The sequence below is a fragment of the Micromonospora sp. NPDC005806 genome, from assembly GCF_042871425.1.
GTDB lineage: Bacteria > Actinomycetota > Actinomycetes > Mycobacteriales > Micromonosporaceae > Micromonospora.
Window position 1 is genome coordinate 69,143 of record NZ_JBIAIL010000027.1, and the last position, 20,518, is coordinate 89,660.

Annotated in this window: 16 protein-coding genes and 1 pseudogene; 7 read left to right on the top strand and 10 right to left on the bottom strand. The window is 74.7% G+C overall.

The genetic code is table 11. The features are described from left to right. Nucleotides 1-37: 37 nt before the first annotated feature. Nucleotides 38-1,225, top strand: coding sequence for an aromatic acid exporter family protein (locus ACFYOS_RS24890; RefSeq protein WP_387146149.1), 1,188 nt, complete (start codon nt 38-40; stop codon nt 1,223-1,225). 59 nt (nt 1,226-1,284) lie between these two features. Here the strand turns inward: ACFYOS_RS24890 and ACFYOS_RS24895 are convergent, their stop codons facing one another. Both ACFYOS_RS24895 and ACFYOS_RS24900 read right to left on the bottom strand, forming a co-directional pair. After that, on the bottom strand, nt 1,285-1,713 hold the full coding sequence (locus tag ACFYOS_RS24895; RefSeq protein ID WP_387146152.1) for an ester cyclase: 429 nt from the start codon (nt 1,711-1,713) through the stop codon (nt 1,285-1,287). A gap of 133 nt (nt 1,714-1,846) precedes the next feature. Beyond that, the gene (locus ACFYOS_RS24900; protein ID WP_387146155.1) at nt 1,847-2,647 is read right to left on the bottom strand and encodes an SDR family oxidoreductase; all 801 of its coding nucleotides are present in this window, start codon (nt 2,645-2,647) and stop codon (nt 1,847-1,849) included. Nucleotides 2,648-2,805: 158 nt separating this feature from the next. Between ACFYOS_RS24900 and sigJ the strand changes: the two genes are divergently transcribed. Next, entirely contained in the window at nt 2,806-3,690 is an 885-nt protein-coding gene (gene sigJ / locus ACFYOS_RS24905; RefSeq protein ID WP_387146158.1) for an RNA polymerase sigma factor SigJ, read from the top strand. A gap of 210 nt (nt 3,691-3,900) precedes the next feature. Here the strand turns inward: sigJ and ACFYOS_RS24910 are convergent. From ACFYOS_RS24910 to ACFYOS_RS24920, 3 genes and pseudogenes are all read right to left on the bottom strand, one after another. After that, nucleotides 3,901-4,359, bottom strand: a pseudogene (locus ACFYOS_RS24910) (methyltransferase domain-containing protein); the annotation flags it as partial. Then, a complete protein-coding gene (locus ACFYOS_RS24915) occupies nt 4,329-5,015 on the bottom strand; it encodes a DUF2064 domain-containing protein (RefSeq protein WP_387146161.1) in 687 nt (228 codons plus the stop codon). The pseudogene ACFYOS_RS24910 and the gene ACFYOS_RS24915, both read right to left, overlap by 31 nt. Beyond that, on the bottom strand, nt 5,012-5,686 hold the full coding sequence (locus tag ACFYOS_RS24920) for a glycosyltransferase family 2 protein (RefSeq protein ID WP_387146164.1): 675 nt from the start codon (nt 5,684-5,686) through the stop codon (nt 5,012-5,014). The genes ACFYOS_RS24915 and ACFYOS_RS24920 overlap by 4 nt, the downstream gene beginning before the upstream one ends. A gap of 145 nt (nt 5,687-5,831) precedes the next feature. Between ACFYOS_RS24920 and ACFYOS_RS24925 the strand changes: the two genes are divergently transcribed. Further along, a complete protein-coding gene (locus ACFYOS_RS24925) occupies nt 5,832-7,286 on the top strand; it encodes a hypothetical protein (RefSeq protein WP_387146166.1) in 1,455 nt (484 codons plus the stop codon). A gap of 15 nt (nt 7,287-7,301) precedes the next feature. Here ACFYOS_RS24925 and ACFYOS_RS24930 read toward each other — a convergent pair whose 3' ends face one another. Next, nucleotides 7,302-8,363, bottom strand: coding sequence for an NAD-dependent epimerase/dehydratase family protein (locus ACFYOS_RS24930; protein WP_387146169.1), 1,062 nt, complete (start codon nt 8,361-8,363; stop codon nt 7,302-7,304). Nucleotides 8,364-8,532: 169 nt separating this feature from the next. Here ACFYOS_RS24930 and ACFYOS_RS24935 point away from each other — a divergent pair, with 169 nt between their 5' ends. Then, the gene (locus ACFYOS_RS24935; protein ID WP_387146172.1) at nt 8,533-9,861 is read left to right on the top strand and encodes a molybdopterin-dependent oxidoreductase; all 1,329 of its coding nucleotides are present in this window, start codon (nt 8,533-8,535) and stop codon (nt 9,859-9,861) included. Further along, nucleotides 9,854-10,303, top strand: a complete 450-nt coding sequence (locus tag ACFYOS_RS24940) for a hypothetical protein (RefSeq protein WP_387146176.1) — start codon at nt 9,854-9,856, stop codon at nt 10,301-10,303. The genes ACFYOS_RS24935 and ACFYOS_RS24940 overlap by 8 nt, the downstream gene beginning before the upstream one ends. Before the next feature lie 21 nt (nt 10,304-10,324). Here the strand turns inward: ACFYOS_RS24940 and ACFYOS_RS24945 are convergent, their stop codons facing one another. Then, the gene (locus tag ACFYOS_RS24945; RefSeq protein ID WP_387146179.1) at nt 10,325-10,648 is read right to left on the bottom strand and encodes a nuclear transport factor 2 family protein; all 324 of its coding nucleotides are present in this window, start codon (nt 10,646-10,648) and stop codon (nt 10,325-10,327) included. Nucleotides 10,649-10,675: 27 nt separating this feature from the next. Then, the gene (locus ACFYOS_RS24950; protein ID WP_387146182.1) at nt 10,676-11,467 is read right to left on the bottom strand and encodes an SDR family oxidoreductase; all 792 of its coding nucleotides are present in this window, start codon (nt 11,465-11,467) and stop codon (nt 10,676-10,678) included. 113 nt (nt 11,468-11,580) lie between these two features. On the opposite strand from ACFYOS_RS24950, the gene ACFYOS_RS24955 reads away from it, so the two are divergent. Then, the gene (locus ACFYOS_RS24955) at nt 11,581-12,096 is read left to right on the top strand and encodes a winged helix-turn-helix transcriptional regulator (RefSeq protein WP_387146185.1); all 516 of its coding nucleotides are present in this window, start codon (nt 11,581-11,583) and stop codon (nt 12,094-12,096) included. 10 nt (nt 12,097-12,106) lie between these two features. On the opposite strand, the gene ACFYOS_RS24960 is transcribed toward ACFYOS_RS24955, so the two are convergent. Then, complete coding sequence (locus tag ACFYOS_RS24960; RefSeq protein WP_387146188.1) at nt 12,107-13,399, bottom strand: SLC13 family permease; 1,293 nt, start codon at nt 13,397-13,399, stop codon at nt 12,107-12,109. Nucleotides 13,400-13,429: 30 nt separating this feature from the next. On the opposite strand from ACFYOS_RS24960, the gene ACFYOS_RS24965 reads away from it, so the two are divergent. Continuing rightward, complete coding sequence (locus ACFYOS_RS24965; protein WP_387146190.1) at nt 13,430-19,228, top strand: TIR domain-containing protein; 5,799 nt, start codon at nt 13,430-13,432, stop codon at nt 19,226-19,228. Nucleotides 19,229-19,261: 33 nt separating this feature from the next. Here ACFYOS_RS24965 and ACFYOS_RS24970 read toward each other — a convergent pair whose 3' ends face one another. Continuing rightward, nucleotides 19,262-20,452 carry an MFS transporter gene (locus ACFYOS_RS24970; RefSeq protein WP_387146193.1) on the bottom strand — a complete coding sequence of 397 codons (1,191 nt, stop codon included), beginning with the start codon at nt 20,450-20,452 and terminating at the stop codon, nt 19,262-19,264. Nucleotides 20,453-20,518: the final 66 nt, after the last annotated feature.

Consider the following 20,518-nt stretch of genomic DNA (forward strand, 5'->3'; position numbering starts at 1 on the left):
AGACGCTTGAGAGGTCCCCGACGGGGTAGCCGCGGCCATGGTCGATGGTGGTCCGCCCAAGGATGGCAGTGGACGCGGGCGCCAGGACCGTGACGGCGGAGCTGCGATTCTCGGCCGGTCGGCGCAGGCGTTTCGGGACCGGATGCGCCGGGTCCGAGCGGGTGTCGGGTTGGCGGGGCAGGCGGGCCTGGCGGCGGGTTTGTCCTGGTGGGTGGCCCACAGTCTGTTACACGTGCATCAACCGGTGTTCGCGCCGATTTCGGCGGTCGTGGTGTTGGCGGCGTCGGTGGGCCAGCGGCTGCGCCGTACGGTCGAGTTGGTCATCGGAGTGTCCGTTGGGGTCGGGATCGGCGATCTTCTGATTTACCTACTGGGGACCGGGGCGTGGCAACTCGGCCTGATCGTGGTGGTTGCCGTGCTGGTGGGCGCGTTCATCGGCGGCAGTCCCGCGCTGGTGATCCAGTCGGCCGCGACGGCGGTGCTCATCGGCACCCTGAGTCCGTCGATATCGAATCTTGAGGCCCCTCGCATCCTTGACGCGCTCATCGGCGGTGCGGTGACGATTGTCGTGAGCTCGTTACTGCTCCCGCTGAACCCACTCCGGGTCATCAACCGTGCCGCCGGACCGGCAATGGATCTGCTGGTCGATCAACTCGAAGCCACCGTCGCCGCGCTGAAGCGCCGGGACGCCGCGGGTGCGCAGGCCGCTCTCGAGCGATTGCGCGACAACAAGAAGGAACTTGCCGCCTTCGCCGAGGCCGCGACGGCAGCCCGGGAGACAAACACGCTGTCACCCGTACGGTGGGACACCCGACAAGGAACCATCAGCCGCTTCGCCGAAGCGGTGGACCCCGTTGACCGAGCCATGCGCAACAGCGGAACCCTCATCCGCCGCGCCGTGACCCTGATCGAGGACGGGGAACCCATCCCGCCGCCGATGCCGGCCGCCGTGTCGGCCCTTGCCGATGCCGTCCGGATGATGCGCCGCCAGTTCACCCGCGGCGCCGAGCCTGACAAGGCTCGCAAGCAGGCGCTGAGCGCAGTCAGCGAGGCCGGCCGCGCCTACCGGGCCGGCGTGGGCTTTTCGGGAGCGGTGGTCGTTGCCCAGGTCCGCACGGCAGTCAGCGACCTGATCGTCGCCAGCGGGGTCTCGCAGGACGACGCGAACTCGATGGTCCGGCATGCCTTCGGCCCGCTCCGGCCACCCGATTCGACCCGCTCGTAACAGCCACCGGCAGGCATGTCCGGCTGCCGTGGCTCGGGCGGCTGCGGGTACGGGTCCCGTCAGGCGGTGGCGTGGAGCTGGGCGTGCAGGCCGGCCCGATCGATCTGCATCCAGTACTCGGTGATGAGGCCGTCCGCGACGTGGTACACGATCGAGTTGATCTGCCGTACGGTGCGGCCCGTCGGAGGAAGGCCGTCGACCGGCGCGAGGTGGCGTCCCACCTGGGTCAGTCGCACGTACGCCCGTGCCCCGTCCACCAGGAGCTCGTCGACCGTCAGCGCGAATTCGCCCCAGGTCGAGGTCATCTCCCGGACGTGCTCGGCGTAGTCGTCGGGGGGCCGCGCGATGGTGACCTCGTCCTCCGACTGGACCTGGTGGGCCAGCACGACGGGGGCCATGAACTCGGCGGCCCGGTGCGGCTCCCGGCCCGAACGGACGTACATGATGAAGTCCCCGACAACCCGGCGGGTCACCTCGCTGTCGATCATGCGCCCACCCTGTCGGATCGCCGGCCACCCTGGCCGGCTCGGCCAGGGTGGCTCCCGTCACGGCGCCGCACCGGGCGGTCGTGCGCTCTCGCCGTCGGACCGTGCGGCGAGGACGGGAACGTGGGGGCGCGGCTCACCGCCGGGCGGCCGCGGCGCGCTCCGCTCCGCCGCGCTCCGGCAGCCGCTCCGCCAGGAACGCCTCCCAGCTCCGTACCCCGGTGTTGCCGCCGTCGAGCGTGAGGTTGTCGCCGTTCCGGTACGCCCGCCCGGCCTTCCCGGGCAGCCGGACCGGCATGAGCAGCCGGCGCTTGCCGACCGCCCGCAGGTAGCCGCGCATCAGCTCGTCCATTCCGTGGACGGCCGGACCGGCCAGGTCGGGCACCAGCCCGGCGGGCGCGCCGAGCGCCAGCTCGACCAGCCGGGCCGCCACCTCGCGGGCGTCGACCGGCTGGAGGCGGAGCCCGCCCGGCACCGGCACGACGGGTAGCTTCGCCATCTTCTCCGCCATCGTCAGCGCCAGGTCGTGGAACTGCGCGGCGCGCAGCGTCGTCCAGGGCACGCCCGAATCCGCGATCGCCCGCTCCGCCTCGAGCTTGGACCTCAGCCAGGCGAGCGGCACGCGGTCGGCCGCGATGACCGAGATGTGGACCAGGTGCCGCACGCCGGCCCGCTGCGCGGCCCGGACCAGGTTGCGGGTCGCCTGGTCGTCACCCTTGGGGCCACCCGCCAGGTGCAGGACCAGTTCCGTCCCGCGTACGGCCGGCTCGACGCCGTCGCCGCTGAGCAGGTCGGCGGTGACGTGCGTGACGCCGTCGCCCGGGCGGCCGCCGTGGCGGCTGAGCACGCGCACCGGGTGACCGGCGTGCCGCAGCAGCGGGGTGACCAGCCGGCCGAGGGTGCCCGTGCCGCCGGTGACCAGGATGGGTGCGTTCATGTCGTCCTCCGGGTTCGGGGTCCGCTAGGTTTCGTGCCTTCACCGCCTCGACCCGGGGCGACCGGAAAGTGTGACCGCTGTGATCGGGGACACATGCCGTCACGCCGGCCGGTCCGCCCGGGTCGGACCGGTGGAAGCGGACGAGGAAGGGACGGGACATGGGCGAGGACACCTGGCTGGCCGAGCGGTTCGAGCAGCACCGGCCCCAGTTGCGGGCGGTGGCCTACCGGATGCTCGGCTCCCACGTCGAGGCCGATGACGCCGTCCAGGAGGCCTGGCTGCGGCTCGCCCGTACCGACGCCGACGAGGTGGACAACCTCGCGGCCTGGCTGACCACCGTGGTCGCCCGGGTCTGCCTCAACACCCTGCGCGCCCGCACCGCCCGCCGCGAGGAGCCCCTCGAGGTACGGATGCCCGACCCGGTCGTGCGCACCGACGAGGCGGACGACCCGGCGTACGCGGCGGTGCTGGCCGACTCGGTCGGGCTGGCGCTGCTGGTGGTGCTGGACACCCTGACCCCGACGGAGCGGCTCGCGTTCGTGCTGCACGACATGTTCGCCGTGCCCTTCGAGGAGATCGGCGAGATGATCGACCGGTCCCCGGCGGCCGCCCGGCAACTGGCCAGCCGGGCGCGTCGCCGGGTGCAGGGCCGCGCCCCCGCCCCCGACCCGGACCTCGCCCGGCAGCGCGCGGTGGTGTCGGCGTTCCTCGCCGCCGCCCACGACGGCGACTTCGACGGGCTGGTCGCCATGTTGCACCCCGACGTCGTGCTGCGCGCCGACGGCGGCGCCACCCGCGCCCGACACACCACCGTGCTCACCGGAGCCCGCACCGTGGCCGCGCAGGCCACCACCTTCGGACGGTTCTCACCGTTCGCGCGACCCGTGCTGGTCAACGGTGCCGCCGGCGTCCTGGTCACCGCGGCGGGTCGCCCGCTGTCCGTCATGGCCTTCACCGTCGCCGGCGGGAAGATCGCCGCCATCGACGTGATCGCCGACCCGGCGCGGCTGCGCCGGCTCGACCTCGCCGGGCTCGCCGACTGACCCGGCCGGACCGCTACTCGGTGACAGGTCGGCGAACCAGCGTCGACCGACCGGGTAGACCTCGCGGACGGCCAGCCCGGCCGCCGCGGCCACGTCGTGCACCGCGCGGGTGTCCAGTCGCGCCCAGCGGAAGCTCGGCCCACGGTGCCGGCCGGACACCACGTGTGCCTGTCCCTGCCAGGTGCCGCTGCCGGGCGGGTCCAACTCCACCAGGACGCTGCCGTCGGGGCGGAGCAGCGCACGGCACCGGCGCAGCAGCGCCCCCGGGTCGCCGCCGATGCCGATGTTGCCGTCCAGCAGCACCACGTGCGGCCACCGGCCCTCCGCCGGCAGCGGATCGAACAGGTCCGCCTGGATGGCGACGGCGCCCCGCGCCCGGGTCAGCGCCACCGCCCGGGCCGAGACGTCCACGCCGACCGTGGTGAGCCCGGCGCGGGTGAGTGCCTGGGTGAGGCGGCCCGGCCCGCAGCCCAGGTCCAACGTCGGGCCGGCGCAGCGGGCGACCACCGAGGCGGTCGCCGCCTCGGCCGGCCCGTGCCACCGCTCCACCGGCAGCCGGCTGCGCGTCCCGTCGGCGTGCACGAGCCAGTGGGTGCCGACCGCCCGGTGCCGCAGCGTGGTGCCGAAGCCGTCGGTGGTCACCGCCGGCCCCCGGGCACCAGGCTGCACCGGATCGCGGCCACCTCCCGGGCGAACCGGCCGCCGGACACCAGGCCGGCCACCGCGAGGGCGTCGGCCCAACCGTCCACGTCCCGCAGCACCGGCAGCGCCCCGACCCGCAGGCCACGCGCGGCCAGCGCGGCCCAGGTGAGCCGCCCGGTAGCGGGGGTGGACATCGGCACCCCCCGCAGCGCCGAGGCGTGCCGCGGGTCGCGCAGGCCCAGCGCCCACCAGCCGCCGTCCGCGGCCCGGCCCAGCACCGCGTCGGTTCCGGCCGCGCCCAGCCGGCGTACCGCCGCGGCCAGTCCCGCCGAGGTCAGCTGTGGGGTGTCCATGCCGATCTGGAGCACCGGTCGTCCCCGGTGCGCCGCCGCCACGTCGGCGTGGGCGTGCACGAGCCGGGTGGCGAAGTCCTCGCCGCGCTGCGGCAGGACCGGCCAGCCGGCGACCGCCGCGGCGAGGTCCGCGCCGTCCTCGGCGTCGGCGAACCGGCCGGCCAGCGCGAGGACCGGGGTGACCCCCGGGGTGGCGGCGACCACGTCGAGGGTGTCGCGCAGGGCGGCGACGGCGATCCGGGTCGCCTGCGCCGGGGTGGCGGGCGGGCAGAGCCGCGTCTTCACCGCCCCGGGCACGGGTGCCTTGGCCATCACCAGCAGGATGGTCACCGTCGACCGTCCACGCTGCGCAGCACGGCCACGAAGTCGCGGGTGGCGCGGAGCGTGCCGCGTACCGAGCCGGAAACCTTGGACCGGGTGCCGGCGATGCGCGGCGCGTACGTGACGTCGCGCTCGTGGATCCGCCAGCCGGCCGCGGCGGCCCGGATCATCAGCTCCAGCGGGTAACCGAACGCCCGGTCGGTGACCCCGAGGGCGAGCAGCGCCTCCCGCCGGGCGACCCGGATCGGACTGAGGTCCCGCAGCGGCACGCCCCGCTGCCGCAGCAGCGCCGCGACCAGCGCGGTGCCGGCCCGGGCGTGCCACGGCCAGACCCCGGCGCGCACCGGCCGACGCCGGCCCACCGCCAGGTCCGCCGTGCCGGCCGCCACCGGGGCGACGAGGGCGGGCAGCTCACCGGGGTCGAAGGAGCCGTCGGCGTCGAGTACGCAGACCAGCTCCGTCTCGGCGTGCTCGATCCCGGCGTGCACGGCCGCGCCGTAGCCCCGGCGGGGTTCGCGTACCACCCGGGCGCCGTGCCGGAGGGCTACCTCCGGCGAGCCGTCCCGGGATCCGTTGTCCACCACGATCGCTCGGTAGCCGGGCGGCAGCGCGGTCAGCACACCCGGCAGGGCGGCGGCCTCGTCCAGGCACGGCAGCACCACGTCGATCTGTGTCCGCATGCCGCCGACGCTAGGCCGGCACCGGCTCGCGTACGCCCCGATCGTGCTTACGGAACCCTTACCGACCAGGTGATTCTTACCGTCCGATGACGGGTCGGCGGTTCGGCCCACGGCGCGCGCGGGCACGCCGTACCGTCCGGTCGTCATGAGACCCGCACCCACCCTGCCCCGCACCTCCGGCGTGGACCGGCCCGCACTCCGGGACCGGGGCGACCTGCTCGTGCTGGCCGTCGAGGCGGTGCTGCTCGCCGCCGCGGTGGTGGTCGGGCTGGTGCTCAACCGGCGCGGTGTGGGCCTGCACGCGGACGCCGCCCCGCTCTACGCCACCTGGCGGCCGCACGTCGGCTGGGGCACCCCGCTCGCGGTGCTGGTCGCCGTCGTCGTGCTCGGGCCGGGCCTGCGCTGGGCCCGGACCGCCCGGTGGGGGGCGCTGCTGGCCGCCGGCTGGCTGGCGGCGGTCGCGTGGACGCTGTCGCTGGCCCTGGTGGACGGCTGGTCGGCGGGCCTGACCCGGCGGCTCACCCCGCAGGCGGAGTACCTGCACGAGGTGCCCGGGGTGGTCGACATCCCCCGGATGCTGGCCGGCTTCACCGACCGGATCCTCGACCTCCAGCCCGACTCCTGGTCCACCCACACCGCCGGCCACCCGCCGGGCGCGCTGCTGGTCTTCGTCTGGCTGGACCGGATCGGCCTGGGCGGCGGCACCGCCGCGGCGCTGTGCTGCGTGCTGGTCGGGACGACCGCCGTGGTGTCGGTCCCGGTCACCCTGCGGGCGCTGGGAGCCGCCGGCGCGGCCCGGGCGGTGCTGCCGTTTCTGGTGCTGCTGCCGGGCGCGGTCTGGCTGGGCGCCTCCGGCGACGCGATCTTCACCGGCGTGGTCGCCGCCGGGCTCGCCCTGTTGGCGGTCGGTGGGCCGGTCGCCGCGCTTCTCGGCGGGCTGGCGCTCGGCTTCGCGCTGCACCTGTCGTACGGGTTCGTGCTGGTCGGAGCGCTGGCGGGGGCCGTGCTGGTGGCGCGTCGGGACCGCCGCCCGGCCGCGCTGCTCGCCGGGACGGCCGGCATCACCGCGGTGACCGCCCTGTTCGTGCTGGCCGGCTTCCGCTGGTGGGACGGGTACGGCCGGGTCGTCGAGCGCTACTACCAGGGCTGGGCGGCCGACCGCCCGTACGGCTACTGGGTCTGGGCCAACCTGGCGGCGCTGCTGCTCTCCGCCGGGCCGGTGCTCGGGCCGGCGCTGCGCCGCACGGTGCTCGCCGCCCGGGTCGCCTGGTGGTCGCCCGGCGCCCGTCCCGCCGCCGGCCGGCCCGGGTCCGGCGGGGGCCGGGCCGGACCGGGGCCGCTGGCGCGGCTGACCGCGCGCGGACGAGAGCTCGCCGCGCTCGGGCCGACCGTGCTGCTGCCGGCCGCCGCCACGCTGGCGGTCCTCACCGCCGACCTGTCCGGGATGAGCAAGGCCGAGGTGGAGCGGATCTGGCTGCCGTTCGTGGTCTGGCTGCTGATCGGCGCCGCGCACCTGCCGGGGCCGGCCCGCCGCTGGTGGCTGGCCGGGCAGGTGCTCACCGCGCTCGCCGTCAACCACCTGCTGTTCACCGTCTCCTGAGCGGCCCGGCGGGGGTCAGCCGACGAGGGCGGCGGGCTCGCGCAGCGGGTCGGTGGCGAAGGCGGTCACCCCGTCGACGAAGCCGACCCGGGCGGTGTAGCCGAGCAGCTCCCGGGCCCGGGTCGGATCGGCCACCACGTGCCGGACGTCGGCCGCCCGCGCCCCACCGACCACCTCCGGCTCGGGACCGCCCATCGCCCGGGCCAGCGCGGCGGCCAGGTCGCCGACGGTGTGCGGCTCGCCGGAGCAGACGTTCACCGGGACCAGCCCGTCCGGATCAGGCGCGTCGAGCGCCAGCAGGTTGGCCCGGGCCACGTCGGTGACGTGCACGAAGTCGCGGCGCTGCCGGCCGTCCTCGTACACCCGGGGTGGCCGTCCGTCGGCGAGCGCCGACCGGAACAGCGAGGCGACCCCGGCGTACGGGGTGTCGCGGGGCATCCGTGGGCCGTAGACGTTGTGGTAGCGCAGCGCCCACACCCCGCCCCCGGTCTGCCGGGCCCAGGCCGCGGCGTAGTGCTCCTGGGCGAGTTTGCTGGCCGCGTACGTGCTGTGCGGCTCCAGCGGGGCGTCCTCGTGGACCAGGGCGGAGGCGAGGGTGCCGCCGCAGTCCGGGCAGGTCGGGTCGTACCGGCCGGCGGCGAGGTCGGCGGCGCGGCGCGGGGCGGGTCGGACCACGCCGTGCCGGGGGCAGGTGTAGCACCCCTCGCCGTAGACCACCATCGAGCTGGCCATGACCAGCCGGGACACCCCGGCCCGGTGCATCGCGGCGAGCAGCACCGCCGTGCCGTGGTCGTTGTGGCTGGCGTAGTCGGGGGCGTCGGACGGGTCCAGCCCGTGCCCCACCATGGCCGCCTGGTGGCAGACCACGTCCACCCCGGACAGCAGCCGGTCCAGCAGTCCGGCGTCGCGTACGTCGCCGACCACCGGGTCGTGCCGCCGGGACCACTCCGGCAGCGCGCCGCCGTGCGCCTGGGGCAGCAGCGCGTCCAGGCAGACCGGCTCGTGCCCCTCGGCGACCAGCAGGTCGGCGACCTGCGATCCGATGAAACCGGCGGCGCCGGTGACCAGTACCCGCATGGGCCCACGCTAGGGCACCGCGCGGCCCCGGTCGGGCGGTTCACGGCGGACGTCAGCAGTCCGTAAGAGCTGCTGGTAAGGCTTCGGTAATGCGGCAAAGCGGACCGATCGCCGGCTGCGGCGTCTAGCGTCTGGGCTGGAGCCCGGAGCGCGCACCACAGGAGGAATCGTGTCCGCCAGCCCATCCGCACCGGCCGGTCCGGACGGTCCGCCGCCCGCCACCCCGGCGCGACTGTGGCGGTGGCTCGACCGGCACCGCCCCCCGGGCGCGGACGCGGTCAGCGACGGCTGGCGCAGCCCGGTCCGCGGGCCCTGGCTGACCTCGGTGCTCGGGGTGGTGCTGCTCGCCACCCTGCCGCTGGTGATCGTCACCGGGTTGCTCGACTGGATCGCCTACGGGCCCCGGTTCGGCCAGGCGCTCCCCCGCGAAGTGGGGTGGCTGCACCCACCGGTGTTCGACTGGCCGACCCGACCCGCCTGGCTGTTCCGGGTCACCCAGGGGCTGCACGTGACGCTGGGGATCGTGGTGGTGCCGGTGGTCCTCGGCAAGCTCTGGTCCGTGGTGCCCAAGCTCTTCGACTGGCCGCCGGCCCGCTCGGTCGCCCAGGTGCTGGAGCGGCTGTCGCTGCTCCTGCTGGTCGGCGGGATCCTCTTCCAGACGGCGGCCGGCCTGCTGAACATCCAGTACTCGTACCTGTTCGGCTTCGACTTCTACACCGCGCACTGGTTCGGCGCCTGGGTCTTCACCGCAGCTCTGGTCACCCACGTGGCGATCAAGTTGCCTCGGCTGGTCACCGCGCTGCGTGGGCCCGGCTCCGGGCGTACCCCGGTCGAGCGGACCCGGCCGGAGCCGCCGGATCCCGACGGTCTGGTGGCCCGCCGGCCCGGGCCGGCGACGATGAGCCGGCGCGGGGTGCTGGCCCTGGTCGGCGGCGGGGCGCTGCTGCTGGCGGCGCTGACCGTCGGGCAGAGCGTCGACGCGCTGCGGCGCTCCGCGCTGCTGCTGCCCCGGGGCCGGCGGATCGGCGAAGGACCGAACGGGTTCCCGGTCAACCGCAGCGTCGCCGCGGCCGGCGTCACCCCGGAGCAGTCCGGCCCGGGCTGGCGGCTGACGCTGCGGGGCGGGGGTCGCACCGTCACGCTGGACCGCGCCCGGCTGCTCGCCATGGCCCAGCACACGGCGACCCTGCCGATCGCCTGCGTGGAGGGCTGGTCCACCGCCCAGACCTGGACGGGGGTCCGGTTGCGTGACCTCGCCGCCCTGGTCGGGGCTGCCGCGCCGGCCGCGGCCCGGGTCCGTTCGCTGGAGCGGGCCGGCCTGTTCCGCCAGGCGACCCTGCAGGGCAACCAGGTGGCCGACGGCGACGCGCTGCTCGCCCTGCGGGTCAACGGCGTCGACCTCAGTCCGGACCACGGCTATCCGGCGCGGGTCATCGTGCCCGCGCTGCCCGGGGTGCACTGCACCAAGTGGGTTGAGGAGATCACGTTCGATGGGTGAGTTCCGGCGGGCGTACGGTGCGGCGTCCTGGCACCTGCTGCTCCTGCTCGGCTGCTTCGCGGTGACCGGCTGGATCGCGCTGCGGCTGGCCGGCGAGCCGATGGCCGGCCGGATGCTGGCGTGGTTCGTGGGCGCGGCGATCGCGCACGACCTGGTCCTCTTCCCGGCGTACGCGTCGGTCGACCGGGCGCTGGGGGCCGCGCGGGGTCGCGGTGGAGTCCCGTCGGTGCTGAACCACGTCCGGGTCCCCGCGCTCGGCGCCGGGCTGCTCCTCCTGGTCTACCTGCCCGGGATCCTCGGTCTCGGCGACGGCACGTACCTCTCGGCGACCGGCATGGCGCCCCGGGCGAGGTTCGGCCAGTGGCTCACGGTGAGCGCGGTGCTCTTCGCCCCCAGCGCGCTGCTGTACGCCGCCCGCCGCCTCTCCCGCCGGGGGCGCTGACCCGCCGCCTGTCCCGCCGGATCAGGGGGCGATACGCAGCCGGCGGATGCGGGCGTTGTCGTAGTCCGCGAAGCGGAACCGCAGCCCGGCGAAGGGGCTGCCGGGGAAGTCGCCGCTGATGGTGGCGGTCACCACCGTGCCCGCCGGGCTGTCCTCGACGTCGGTGATCTCGTACGAGACCAGCGGCGTCTCGCGGCGCCAGGCGCGGATCTCCTCGATGCCCCGGTGGGTCTTCCCCTCGTCCTCCACGACGGCGTCGTCGGCGAAGAGGGCGAAGTAGGCGTCCTTGTCCGGCTGGCCGGCGAGCGCGAAGTAGCGGCGGATGATGTCGGGTGCGGTGCGCATGGGTTGCTCCTCGGTGGTCGTGGCAGGTCAGACCGTCGGGATGGTGCCGCCGTCGATGACGTGCTCGGCGCCGACGATCGCCGAGGCGCGGTCCGAGACGAGGAAGGCGACCAGGTCGGCCACCTCGGCCGGGTACGCGGGACGGCCCAGCGGGATGCCGCCGAGGCTGTCCATCAGCTGGTCGAGGGCGGCGTCGCGGTCGATGCCCGACGCGGCGGCGAGCCGGTCGATCAGCGCGTCGGCCGCCGAGGTCTGGATGAACCCCGGTGCCACGCTGTTGACCCGGATGCCGTGCGGGGCGAGTTCGTTGGCCAGCCCCTTGCTGTACGTGGTCAGCGCGGCCTTCGCCGCGGCGTACGCCAGGGTGGCCTCGTACAGCGGCTTGCGCCGCTGGATCGACGAGACGTGCACGATCGCGCCCCGCCCCGACTCGATCATGGCGGGGACGAGCCGGCGGTCCAGCCGGACCGCCCCGAGCAGGTTGAGGTTGAGTTCCTCGAGCCAGGTCGCCTCGTCCAGAGCGGCGAACCCGCCGCCCGGGGCGTGCGAGCCGCCCACCACGTGCACCAGGATGTCCACGCCGCCGACCGTTGACAGCCGGTCGGCGACCGCCTCCGCGCCGCCGACCGTCGCGATGTCGGCGGCGATGAACTGGTCGGGGTACGGGTGGTCGGGCGGTTCGTTGCGGGCGGTGACCCAGACCGTCGCGCCGGCCTCGCGCAGCCGGTCGGCGATCGCCGCGCCGGCACCCTTCGTGCCGCCGGTGACCAGGGCCCGCCGGCCGGCCAGCGAGTCCCGGGCGGGCAGGAGCTGCGCCATCACATGTCCTCTCCTCGGGCAGCACGGGACGGACGCGCGGCGGCGTCGCGATGTTACTGCTAAACTAGAAGTCAGTCACTGTGACTTTAGCACCCACTCGGCGAGGAGCGCGCATGGCAGGAAAGATCCGCCTCGAGGACCGCGAGTGCCCCCTCTCGGCGACCCTCGGCGTGGTGGGCGAGTGGTGGACCCTCCTGATCCTGCACGACGCCTTCGACGGGTACACCCGGTTCGAGCAGTTCCAGGAGAATCTGAAGATCTCCTCCAGCATGCTCACCAGCCGGCTCCGGACCCTCACGGCCAATGGGCTGCTGGAGCGCCGCCGTTACCAGACGCACCCCGATCGCCACGAGTACGTCCTCACCGAGCTGGGCCGCAGCCTGCGCCCGGTGATCGTCGCGCTCGCCGCCTGGGGCAACTCCCGACTGGAGCCCGAGCGGCGCAGCATGATCCTCGTCGACCGGGAGACCGGCGCCGAGGTCGAGCCGGCCGTGGTGGACCGGGCCACCGGCCGACTGTTGGACCCGGAGAACTTCGTCTTCGCCGCCGGCCCCGCGGCGAGCGAGGTGATGCGCGCCCGGTACGCGGGCGCCGTGCCGGAGCCGTCCGCGCGGCAGCGGCGGGCGTAGCCCCGGCGGGTCACGGACCCATCAGCAGGGCGGCGACGGTGGCCGTGGTGGCCAGGGCGGCCAGCGCGGCGCTGGTGGCGACGAAGCGGCCCAGCGGCACGGCCACCCCGGCGGCCCGGCAGCGCTCGTACCAGATCAGGGTGGCCAGCGACGCCCACGGGGTGGCGAGCGGACCGACATTGGTGCCGACCAGCAGGGCGAGCAGCTGGGTGTGGTGGTCGGCGGCGATGACCGCTTCCCCGGCCACGTACGCGGGCAGGTTGTTGACCACATTGGCGACCAGCGCGCCGACGCCGCCGGCCCGCAGCGCGCCCGCCGCGCCGGGGTCGCCGCCGATCAGCGCGCCCATCACGGTGTCCAGCCCGTGCCGGCCGATGGTCTGCACCACCAGGAACAGCCCGGTCACGAAGACCAGCAGCCGCCACGGGATCAACGCGAGCTTCAGGCTGCCCCGGGCGCGGACCGCGAAGCCGGCGACCAGGATCGCGGCGGCCACCCCGGAGGCGAGTCCGATCTCGACGCCGGCGAGGATCCCGGCGACGAAGAGCAGGCACGCGGCGAGGGCGGTGCGGTACAGCACCGGGTCCGGCGGCACGTGCGGCGGCGGGGGCACGAACGGGTCCGCGCCCGACCGGGCGGGCCGCCAGTACCACCACCAGAGCAGCAGCATCGTGATCACGATGGCGGCCAGTTGCGGCCACCACATCCGGGCCGCCCACGGCACCGGATCCAGGCCGATCCGGTCGCTGGCCAGGATGTTGGTCAGGTTGGACACCGGCAGCAGCAGGCTCGCCGTGTTCGCCAGCCAGACCGTGGTCATCGCCAGCGGTGTCGGCGGCACACCGAGCTTGCGGGCCAGAGCGATCATCACCGGGGTGAGCAGGACCGCGGTGGTGTCCAGGTTCAGCGCGATGGTGGTGACCGAGGCGAACCCGACGCAGAGCCAGAACAGCGCTCGGTAGCTGCCCCGCGCGGTGATCGCGACCCGCGCGGCGAGGGCGTCGAACACCCCGGCCACCGCGGTCAGTTCGGCCAGCACCACCACCGTGCCGAGGAAGATCAGGATGGGTACGATCCGGCGCACGGTGGCCTCGGCGTCCGCGCGGGGGAGGAGTCCGCCGAGGACACAGGCCAGCCCGACCACCGCCAGCCCGATCGCGATCCAGTCGAGCACGTGCAGCCGACCCCAGCGGGATCGGTCCGGCGCGGCGGACGGCGGCTCCCCGACGGTCTCCACGAGGGATGATCCTCGCACACCGGCGGCCGGGCAGGCCCGCCCGACGCGGCTGCCGAGGGTGGCCACGGATCGACGGTGAGTGGCCATAATGGCCACGTGGCTGTAGGCGTGCACCCCTCCCGGTCCGACCGCCCCATCGACTTCTTCATCAGCTACTCGCCCGCGGACGAGCGCTGGGCGACCTGGCTCGCCTGGGAGTTCGAGGCCGCCGGCTACCGCACCCTGCTCCAGGCGTGGGACTTCGTCGCCGGCACCAACTTCATCGACTTCATGGATCGGGGCGTCCGCGAGGCGGCCGTCGTGGTGGCGGTCCTCTCCGAGCGCTACCTGCACTCGACGTACGGGAAGCTGGAGTGGCAGGCCGCGCTGCGCGCGGACCCGGACGGCACCGGCAACAAGCTGGTCACCGTGCGGGTGGAGGACTGCCCGATCGACGGCCTGCTCGCCACCATCACCTACGTCGACCTGGTCGGGGTGACCGACCCGGCGCGGGCCCGGGGCCGGGTGCTCGACCGGATCCGGGAGGCGCTCGACGGCCGGGCGAAGCCCGACCTGCAACCGGCCTTTCCGCACCACCCCGCCGACCCGGCCGGGGTGCTCGCCACTCCCGTCGCCGGCCCGCCCGCGCCGCGCCGCGCCCGGCGTACGCCGATCGACCCGCCGCCGTTCCCGCCCGCCGCCACCGCCGTGCCGGTGGCCCGCGGCACGCTGAGCGTGCTCCAGGTGGCCGGGCCGCGCTTCGGCCGGGGCGTGATCGCTCCCGGCGCCCCGGTCACCCCGGGCGAGTTGCAGGAACACCTGATGGGCGACCTCACCCTGCTGATGAATGACGGGGTTCCCCGGCCGGACCTGCTGGTGGTGGCCGGCAACCTGACCGAGTCCGGCAGCCCGCGCGAGTTTTCCGACGCGCTGACCTTCCTCACCGGGCTGCGGGTGCTGCTCGGGTTGGAGCCGCACCGGCTGGTCGTGGTGCCCGGCGCACGCGACGTCACCATGGCCGCCAGCCGTGCGTACTTCGCCACCTGCGAGGCCGACGACGTCGACCCGCAGCCGCCGTACTGGCCGAAGTGGCGGCACTACGCGCGCCTCTTCGACGAGCTCTACCAGGGTCTCGACGACCGGATCTTCGACAGCGAGCAGCCGTGGACGCTCTTCTCCGTGCCCGACCTGCGGGTGGTGGTGGCGGGGCTGAACTCCACCGTCGCGATCACCCACCGCGAGGAGGACCGGTACGGCTTCCTGGGCGAGGCGCAGTCCACCTGGTTCGCCCAGCGGATGCGCCACTACCAGCAGTCCGGCTGGCTGCGGCTGGGCGCGATGGCGCACGCCCCCGGCCCGCGCACCCCGTACGCCGACCAGCTGGCCGCCCCGGACGGGGTGACGCTGCGCGACCGGGGTTCGTTCCACCGTCTGGTCGGGCCGATGCTCAACCTGCTCCTCGCCGACGCCGCGCCCGGCGGGCAGGTCGACCCGGCGGTGCCGTTGGCCACCACCTCGCGGGACGGCCGGGCGCAGGTGCTGCGGCTGGCCGCCGACGGGATGACTCGCTGGGTGCTCGGCCGGGACGACCGGCAGGAGTTGGGTGAGCCGACGGTGGTGAGCTGGCCCCGGGCGGAGGCGACCTTCGGCGCGGCCGGGCCGGCGCAGGTGCCCGACCCGCGGCGGCCCACCGTCGACGAGGGGCCGGCGCAGGGCCGGCCAGCCGACGGTCCGGCCGCCGCCCCCGCCGTGGTGCCGCCGGCACCGCTGGACCGCCTGCTCGATCGTCTCGCCGAGGTCTGCGAGGCGCGCCACGACCGGGTGCTGGTCCGCCGGGTGCCGGCCGAGCCGCCGCACCTGTTCGTCACCTACCGGGCCGACGGGGTGGTCCGCCAGCAGCGGGTCGGCGGGCACGTCGGCACCCCGACCGCCGCCGACGTCGACCAGTTCGCCCGCCGGGTGCACGCCACCGATCCGGACATCCCGTCCGAGCTGGTCTACGACGGGGAGCGGGTGCCCCGCGGGCTGGCCGAGGAGGCGCGGCGGCAGGGCGTACGGGTGCTGCACCTGACCGAGTTCCAGGGCCTGCTCGACCTGCGCGAGTACGTCGCCGCGCAGACCGCCCGGCTCCAGGCCGACCGGCTCTACCCGCCCGGCCAGTACGTGCCGCAGCGTTACCGCCACCTGGTCGGCGCCGACCAGCGGGTCCGCGAGGACGTGGTGGACGAGCTGCTCGAACTGGTCTCCACGCCGGACGGCCGGTTCGTGCTGGTGCTCGGCGACTTCGGCCGGGGCAAGACGTTCGCGCTGCGCGAGGTGGCCCGCCGGCTGCCCACCGCCGCCCCGGATGTGATCCCGATCCTGGTGGAGCTGCGCGCGCTGGACAAGGCGCACTCGGTCGACGGCCTGGTCGCCGCGCACCTGGCCAACCACGGTGAGCAGGTGATCGACCTCAAGGCGTTCCGCTACATGCTCCGCCAGGGGCGGATCGTGCTGCTCTTCGACGGCTTCGACGAGCTGGTGGCCCGGGTGACGTACGACCGGGCGGCGGACCACCTGGAGACGCTGCTCCAGGCGGCCGAGGGAAACGCCAAGGTCGTGGTGAGCAGCCGCACCCAGCACTTCAAGACCAACTCCCAGGTACTGACCGCGCTCGGCGAGCGGGTCGGGCTGCTGCCGCACCGGCGCGTGCTGGCCATCGAGGACTTCACCCCCGGCCAGATCGAGGCCTTCCTGCGCAACCGGTACGGCGGCGACGAGCGCGCGGCGCGGGAGCGGATGGACCTCCTCGCCGGGGTGAAGGACCTGCTCGGCCTCTCCCGCAATCCGCGGATGCTCGGCTTCATCGCCAACCTCGACGAGGGTCGGCTGGCCGCCGTGGCGGGGGCCGGCGGCACGTTCAGCGCCGCCGCCCTCTACCGGGAGATCCTGGAGTCCTGGCTGGACTTCGAGGAACGGCGCACCCAGGGGATACCGGGCGTGCCGGTGAGCCTGCGCCGTCCCGAGCTGTGGCACGCGGTGAGCCGGCTGGCCTTTCAGCTCTGGGAGAGCGGCGAGTCGTACCTGCGGCTGGCCGAACTGGCCGAGGCCGCCGGCCAACTCGCCGGGCTGGCCGAGTCCCGGCTCTCCGGGCCGCAGGCGGCGCACGCGGTGGGCGCCGGCACCCTGCTGGTCCGCACCGACGACGGGCTCTTCGGGTTCATCCACACCTCGGTGATGGAGTGGCTGGTCGCCGAGGGGATCGCCGCCCAGATCAACCGGGGCGAGGAGCCCTCGGCGCTGGCCGTGCGCCCGCTGTCGGCGCTGACCGTGGAGTTCCTCGGCGACCTCGCCGACCCGGCCCGGTGCGCCGCCTGGACCGCCCGGGTGCTCGGCGACGAGACCGCCGGGGAGACGGTCCGGGCCAACGCGCTGCGGCTCAGCGCCCGGCTAAGGCTGCCCGACCGGGCCGACCTGCGCGGCGCGGTGCTGCGCGGCGAGGACCTGTCCCACCGGGAACTGACCCGTGCGGATCTGACCGGCGCCGACCTGACCGACACCCGCCTGGTCGCCACCAACCTGACCGAGGCGCGGCTGGAGCACGCCCGGCTGCGCGGCGCCCGTCTGGACCAGGCCCGGCTCAGCGGGGCCGACCTGCGCGACGCCGAGCTGGCCGGGGCCCGGCTGTTCCGGGCCGACCTGCGTGGCGCCCGGATCTCCGGCAGCAGCTGGCACCGGGCCGCGCTGATCGACGTGAGCGCCGACGCGGCGCTGCTGCGCGCGCCGGAGCTGCGCGGCGCGGTGATCGCCCCCGGCCGCCCGGTGGCGCCGGGCCTCGCCCCGCCCGCCGTGGGCGTCTCCTACGGCTTCGAGGTGGGCCGGCTGCCCGTGCCGGCGGCGTACAGCCCGGACGGGGCGGTGCTCGCCGTGGGCAGCGACGACGGTGGTGTGCTGATCTGCGACACGGCCACCGGCCTGCCGGTGCGAACCCTCCAGGGGCACCGGGGGCGGGTCTACGCCGTGCGGTTCGACGCCGCCTCGCACCAGCTCGTCACCGGCGCGGCCGACCTCAGCGTACGGCTGTGGGACGCCGACCACGGCGACGTGCGGCACGTCATCGAGGACGTCTTCGCCGGCTGGGTGTGGCCGCTGCTCACCGACGGCGCGCGGGGCCGGCTGGTGGTCGGCGACGCGGCGGGCGTGGTCCGGCTCTACGACACCCGCACCGTACGCCTGCGCCACGAGTGGCCCGGGCACGCTGCACCGATCTGGGGCACCTCGTTCAGCCCGGACGGCCGCCGGGTCGTGGTGGTGGACAGCGCCGGCGTGGTCCGGGGCTGGGACATCGCCTCCGGGAAGCTCGCCTTCGAGGTACGCGAGCCGGAGGTGGTCTACCGGGTGGTGCACACCCCGGACGGCCGGTCGCTGGTCGCGGTCGGCCAGCACGGCCGGGTGTGGATCCGTCGGGCCACCGACGGGGAACTGGTGCGCCAGCCGCGCGGCCACGAGGCCGACGTGTACGCCCTCGACGTGCACCCCGACGGCGACCTGATGGCCACCGGCGACACCCACGGCGCGTTGCGGCTGTGGGAGGTGGCGACCGGCCGGCCGGTGCGGGTGCTGGGCCGGCAGCGGGGCGCGATCTACAGTGTCCGGTTCAACGCCGACGGCTCCCTGCTCGCCACGGCCGCCAGCGACGGCGGCATCCAGCTCTGGGACACCGCCGACGGCCAGCTCAGACACGAGCTGACCCGGCACCGCGGCTCGGTCTGGCCGGTCGTCTGGCGGCCGGACCAGGCCCAGGTGGCGACCAGCAGCAACGACGGCACCACCCGGATGTGGGACGTGCACACCGGGCAGCTCCAGCACACCCTGCGCGGGCACGGCCGCCGGGTCACCGCGCTCTCCTTCCGGGACGACGGTGAGGTGCTGGCCGCCTGCGGCAACGACGGCGTGGTCCGGCTGTGGGAGCCGCGTACCGGCCAGCTGGTCCGGCAGCTCGCCAGCCCGGCCGACCGGCTGCTCTCCGTGGTCTTCTGCCCGGGCGAGTCGCTGGTCGCGTCGCCCAGCGGCGACGGCGGGGTGCACCTGTGGAACACCGACACCGGCGTCGACGAACGTGAGCTCAACGTGGACACCGACCACGTCTGGGCAGCCGCGTTCAGCCCCGACGGGGACGCCCTGGCGACCGCCAACGACGACGACACGGTCCGGTTGTGGTACCGGCGGACCGGCCGGCACTTCGCCACCCTCACCCCGCACCGGGGCCGGGTGCGGGCCATGGCGTTCAGCCCGGACGGCGAGACCATCGCCACCGGCTGCGACGACCAGCTCGTCCGGCTCTGGGACGCCGCCACCGCGACCTGCCGGCTCACCCTGGAACAGCACACCGACCGGGTGTACGCGGTCTGCTTCAACGCCGAGGGGTCGCTGCTCGCCAGCGCCAGCAACGACGGCACCGCCGTGGTGTGGGACGTGCTCACCGGCGAGCGGCGTACGGTGCTCACCGAGCACACCGGCCGGCTCTGGTCCTGCGCGTTCAGCGGCAACGGCGCCCTGCTCGCCACCGCCGGCGACGACCTGATCATCCGGTTGTGGGACCCGGGCACCGGGCGGCTGCACGGCACCCTGGCCGCGCACACCCGGCGGGTCTGGTCGGTGGCGTTCAGCCCGGACAGCAGCCTGCTGGCCAGCGCCGGCGACGACGGCACGGTCCGGCTGTGGGACGTCGCCGACCCGGAGCACGCCCAGCTGCGGACCACTCTGATCGGCCTGCCGGACGGCTGGGCCGCGGTCAGCCCGGACGGCCGGTACAAGCTGGACGGCGACCCGGGCGGCCAGTTCTGGCACGCCATCGGCACCTGCCGGTTCGAGGTGGGGGAGCTGGACCCCTACCTGACCCAGGTGCGGCGGCTGTCGGTGGACGCCCCGTTCTGAGCGGACGCCGGCGGGACCGCCGCCTGGTGGAACTCAGCCGGGTGCTGTCCTGGTGGCCCGGCGCAGGCCGAGGAGGGCGACCAGGGCGAGGAGGATGATGGCGATGGAGTATTCGTCGGCGGTCCGGGGCAGGCCGCCGGCGTAGACCACGAGGAAGCCGGCAATGACGGTGGGTAGGCCGAGGCCGACGTAGCAGACGATGTAGAGCAGGGAGAGCACGCTGGCGCGTTCGTGCGCCTCCACGAGCGGCATGACCGTCTTGAGGCTGCCCTGGAAACCGCCACCGAAGCCGACGCCTCCGAGCGCGAGGCCGATGAAGAAGCCGGGGATGGACTCGATCATGACCGACACCAGCGTGATGATCATGCCCAGGATGAGGGCGGTGATTCCGGTGAGCATCACAGTACGCGCGGCAGCGTTGCGCAGCAGGAGAACGGTGATGGACCCGACGACGCCGAAGACGAAGAGGAGTAAGCCGGCAACCACGATCGAGTTGTTCATGAGGGCGCGCACGAGCGCCGGGCCGAGCGCGAAGAAGAATCCGGCCAGCGCCCAGACGGCGAAGACTACCGGTAGGACGACCAGTACCGGCCCGCGCACGGCGCGGGGCAGCTTGATCTCCGGCCGCAGGCACTGCAGCGCTCCTTTCATCGGTGTGACCGTTTCCCGCATCAGCACGAGGCCGACGCCTTGGATCAGGAGGATGACGAGCAGGACGATGTACACCAGTCGCGTCGGCGCGGGCAGGTACTGGATGAACAGGGCCGAGAGCAGGGCGCCGGTACCGGTTCCGATGCCGGGGGCGAGCGAGTTCGCGAGGGTGCCGCGGGAGCGGTCGATGTCGAGCATGGCGGCACCGACGGCGCCGGTGGCGGCGCCGGTCGCGAGCCCCTGTACGACACGGGCGGCCAGCAGCGTGGGTACGCCGTTGGCGAAGATGAAGATGACCAGCGAGATTATCTGGACCGCGGTCGCGATGAGCAGGACCGGCCGCCGCCCGACATGGTCGGACAGCTTGCCGAACGTGAGCAGGGAGGCCAGCACCGCGACGGCGTAGACGGCGAACACCACCGTGGTCGTGATCGGCGAGAAGTGCCAGCGCGCCTGGTAGATCCCGTAGAGGGGGCTCGGTGCCGCCGACGCGGCCAGGAAGGACACCAGGATCGACGCGAGCAGGACCAGGGACACTTTCGGCGAGAGGCGCCTCGACTCGGTGATACTCATCAGACGTGCTCCTCGGGTGAGCGGCGAGCGGCGGCCCGGCGCGGTCGACCTGCCGCACTCCTGCTG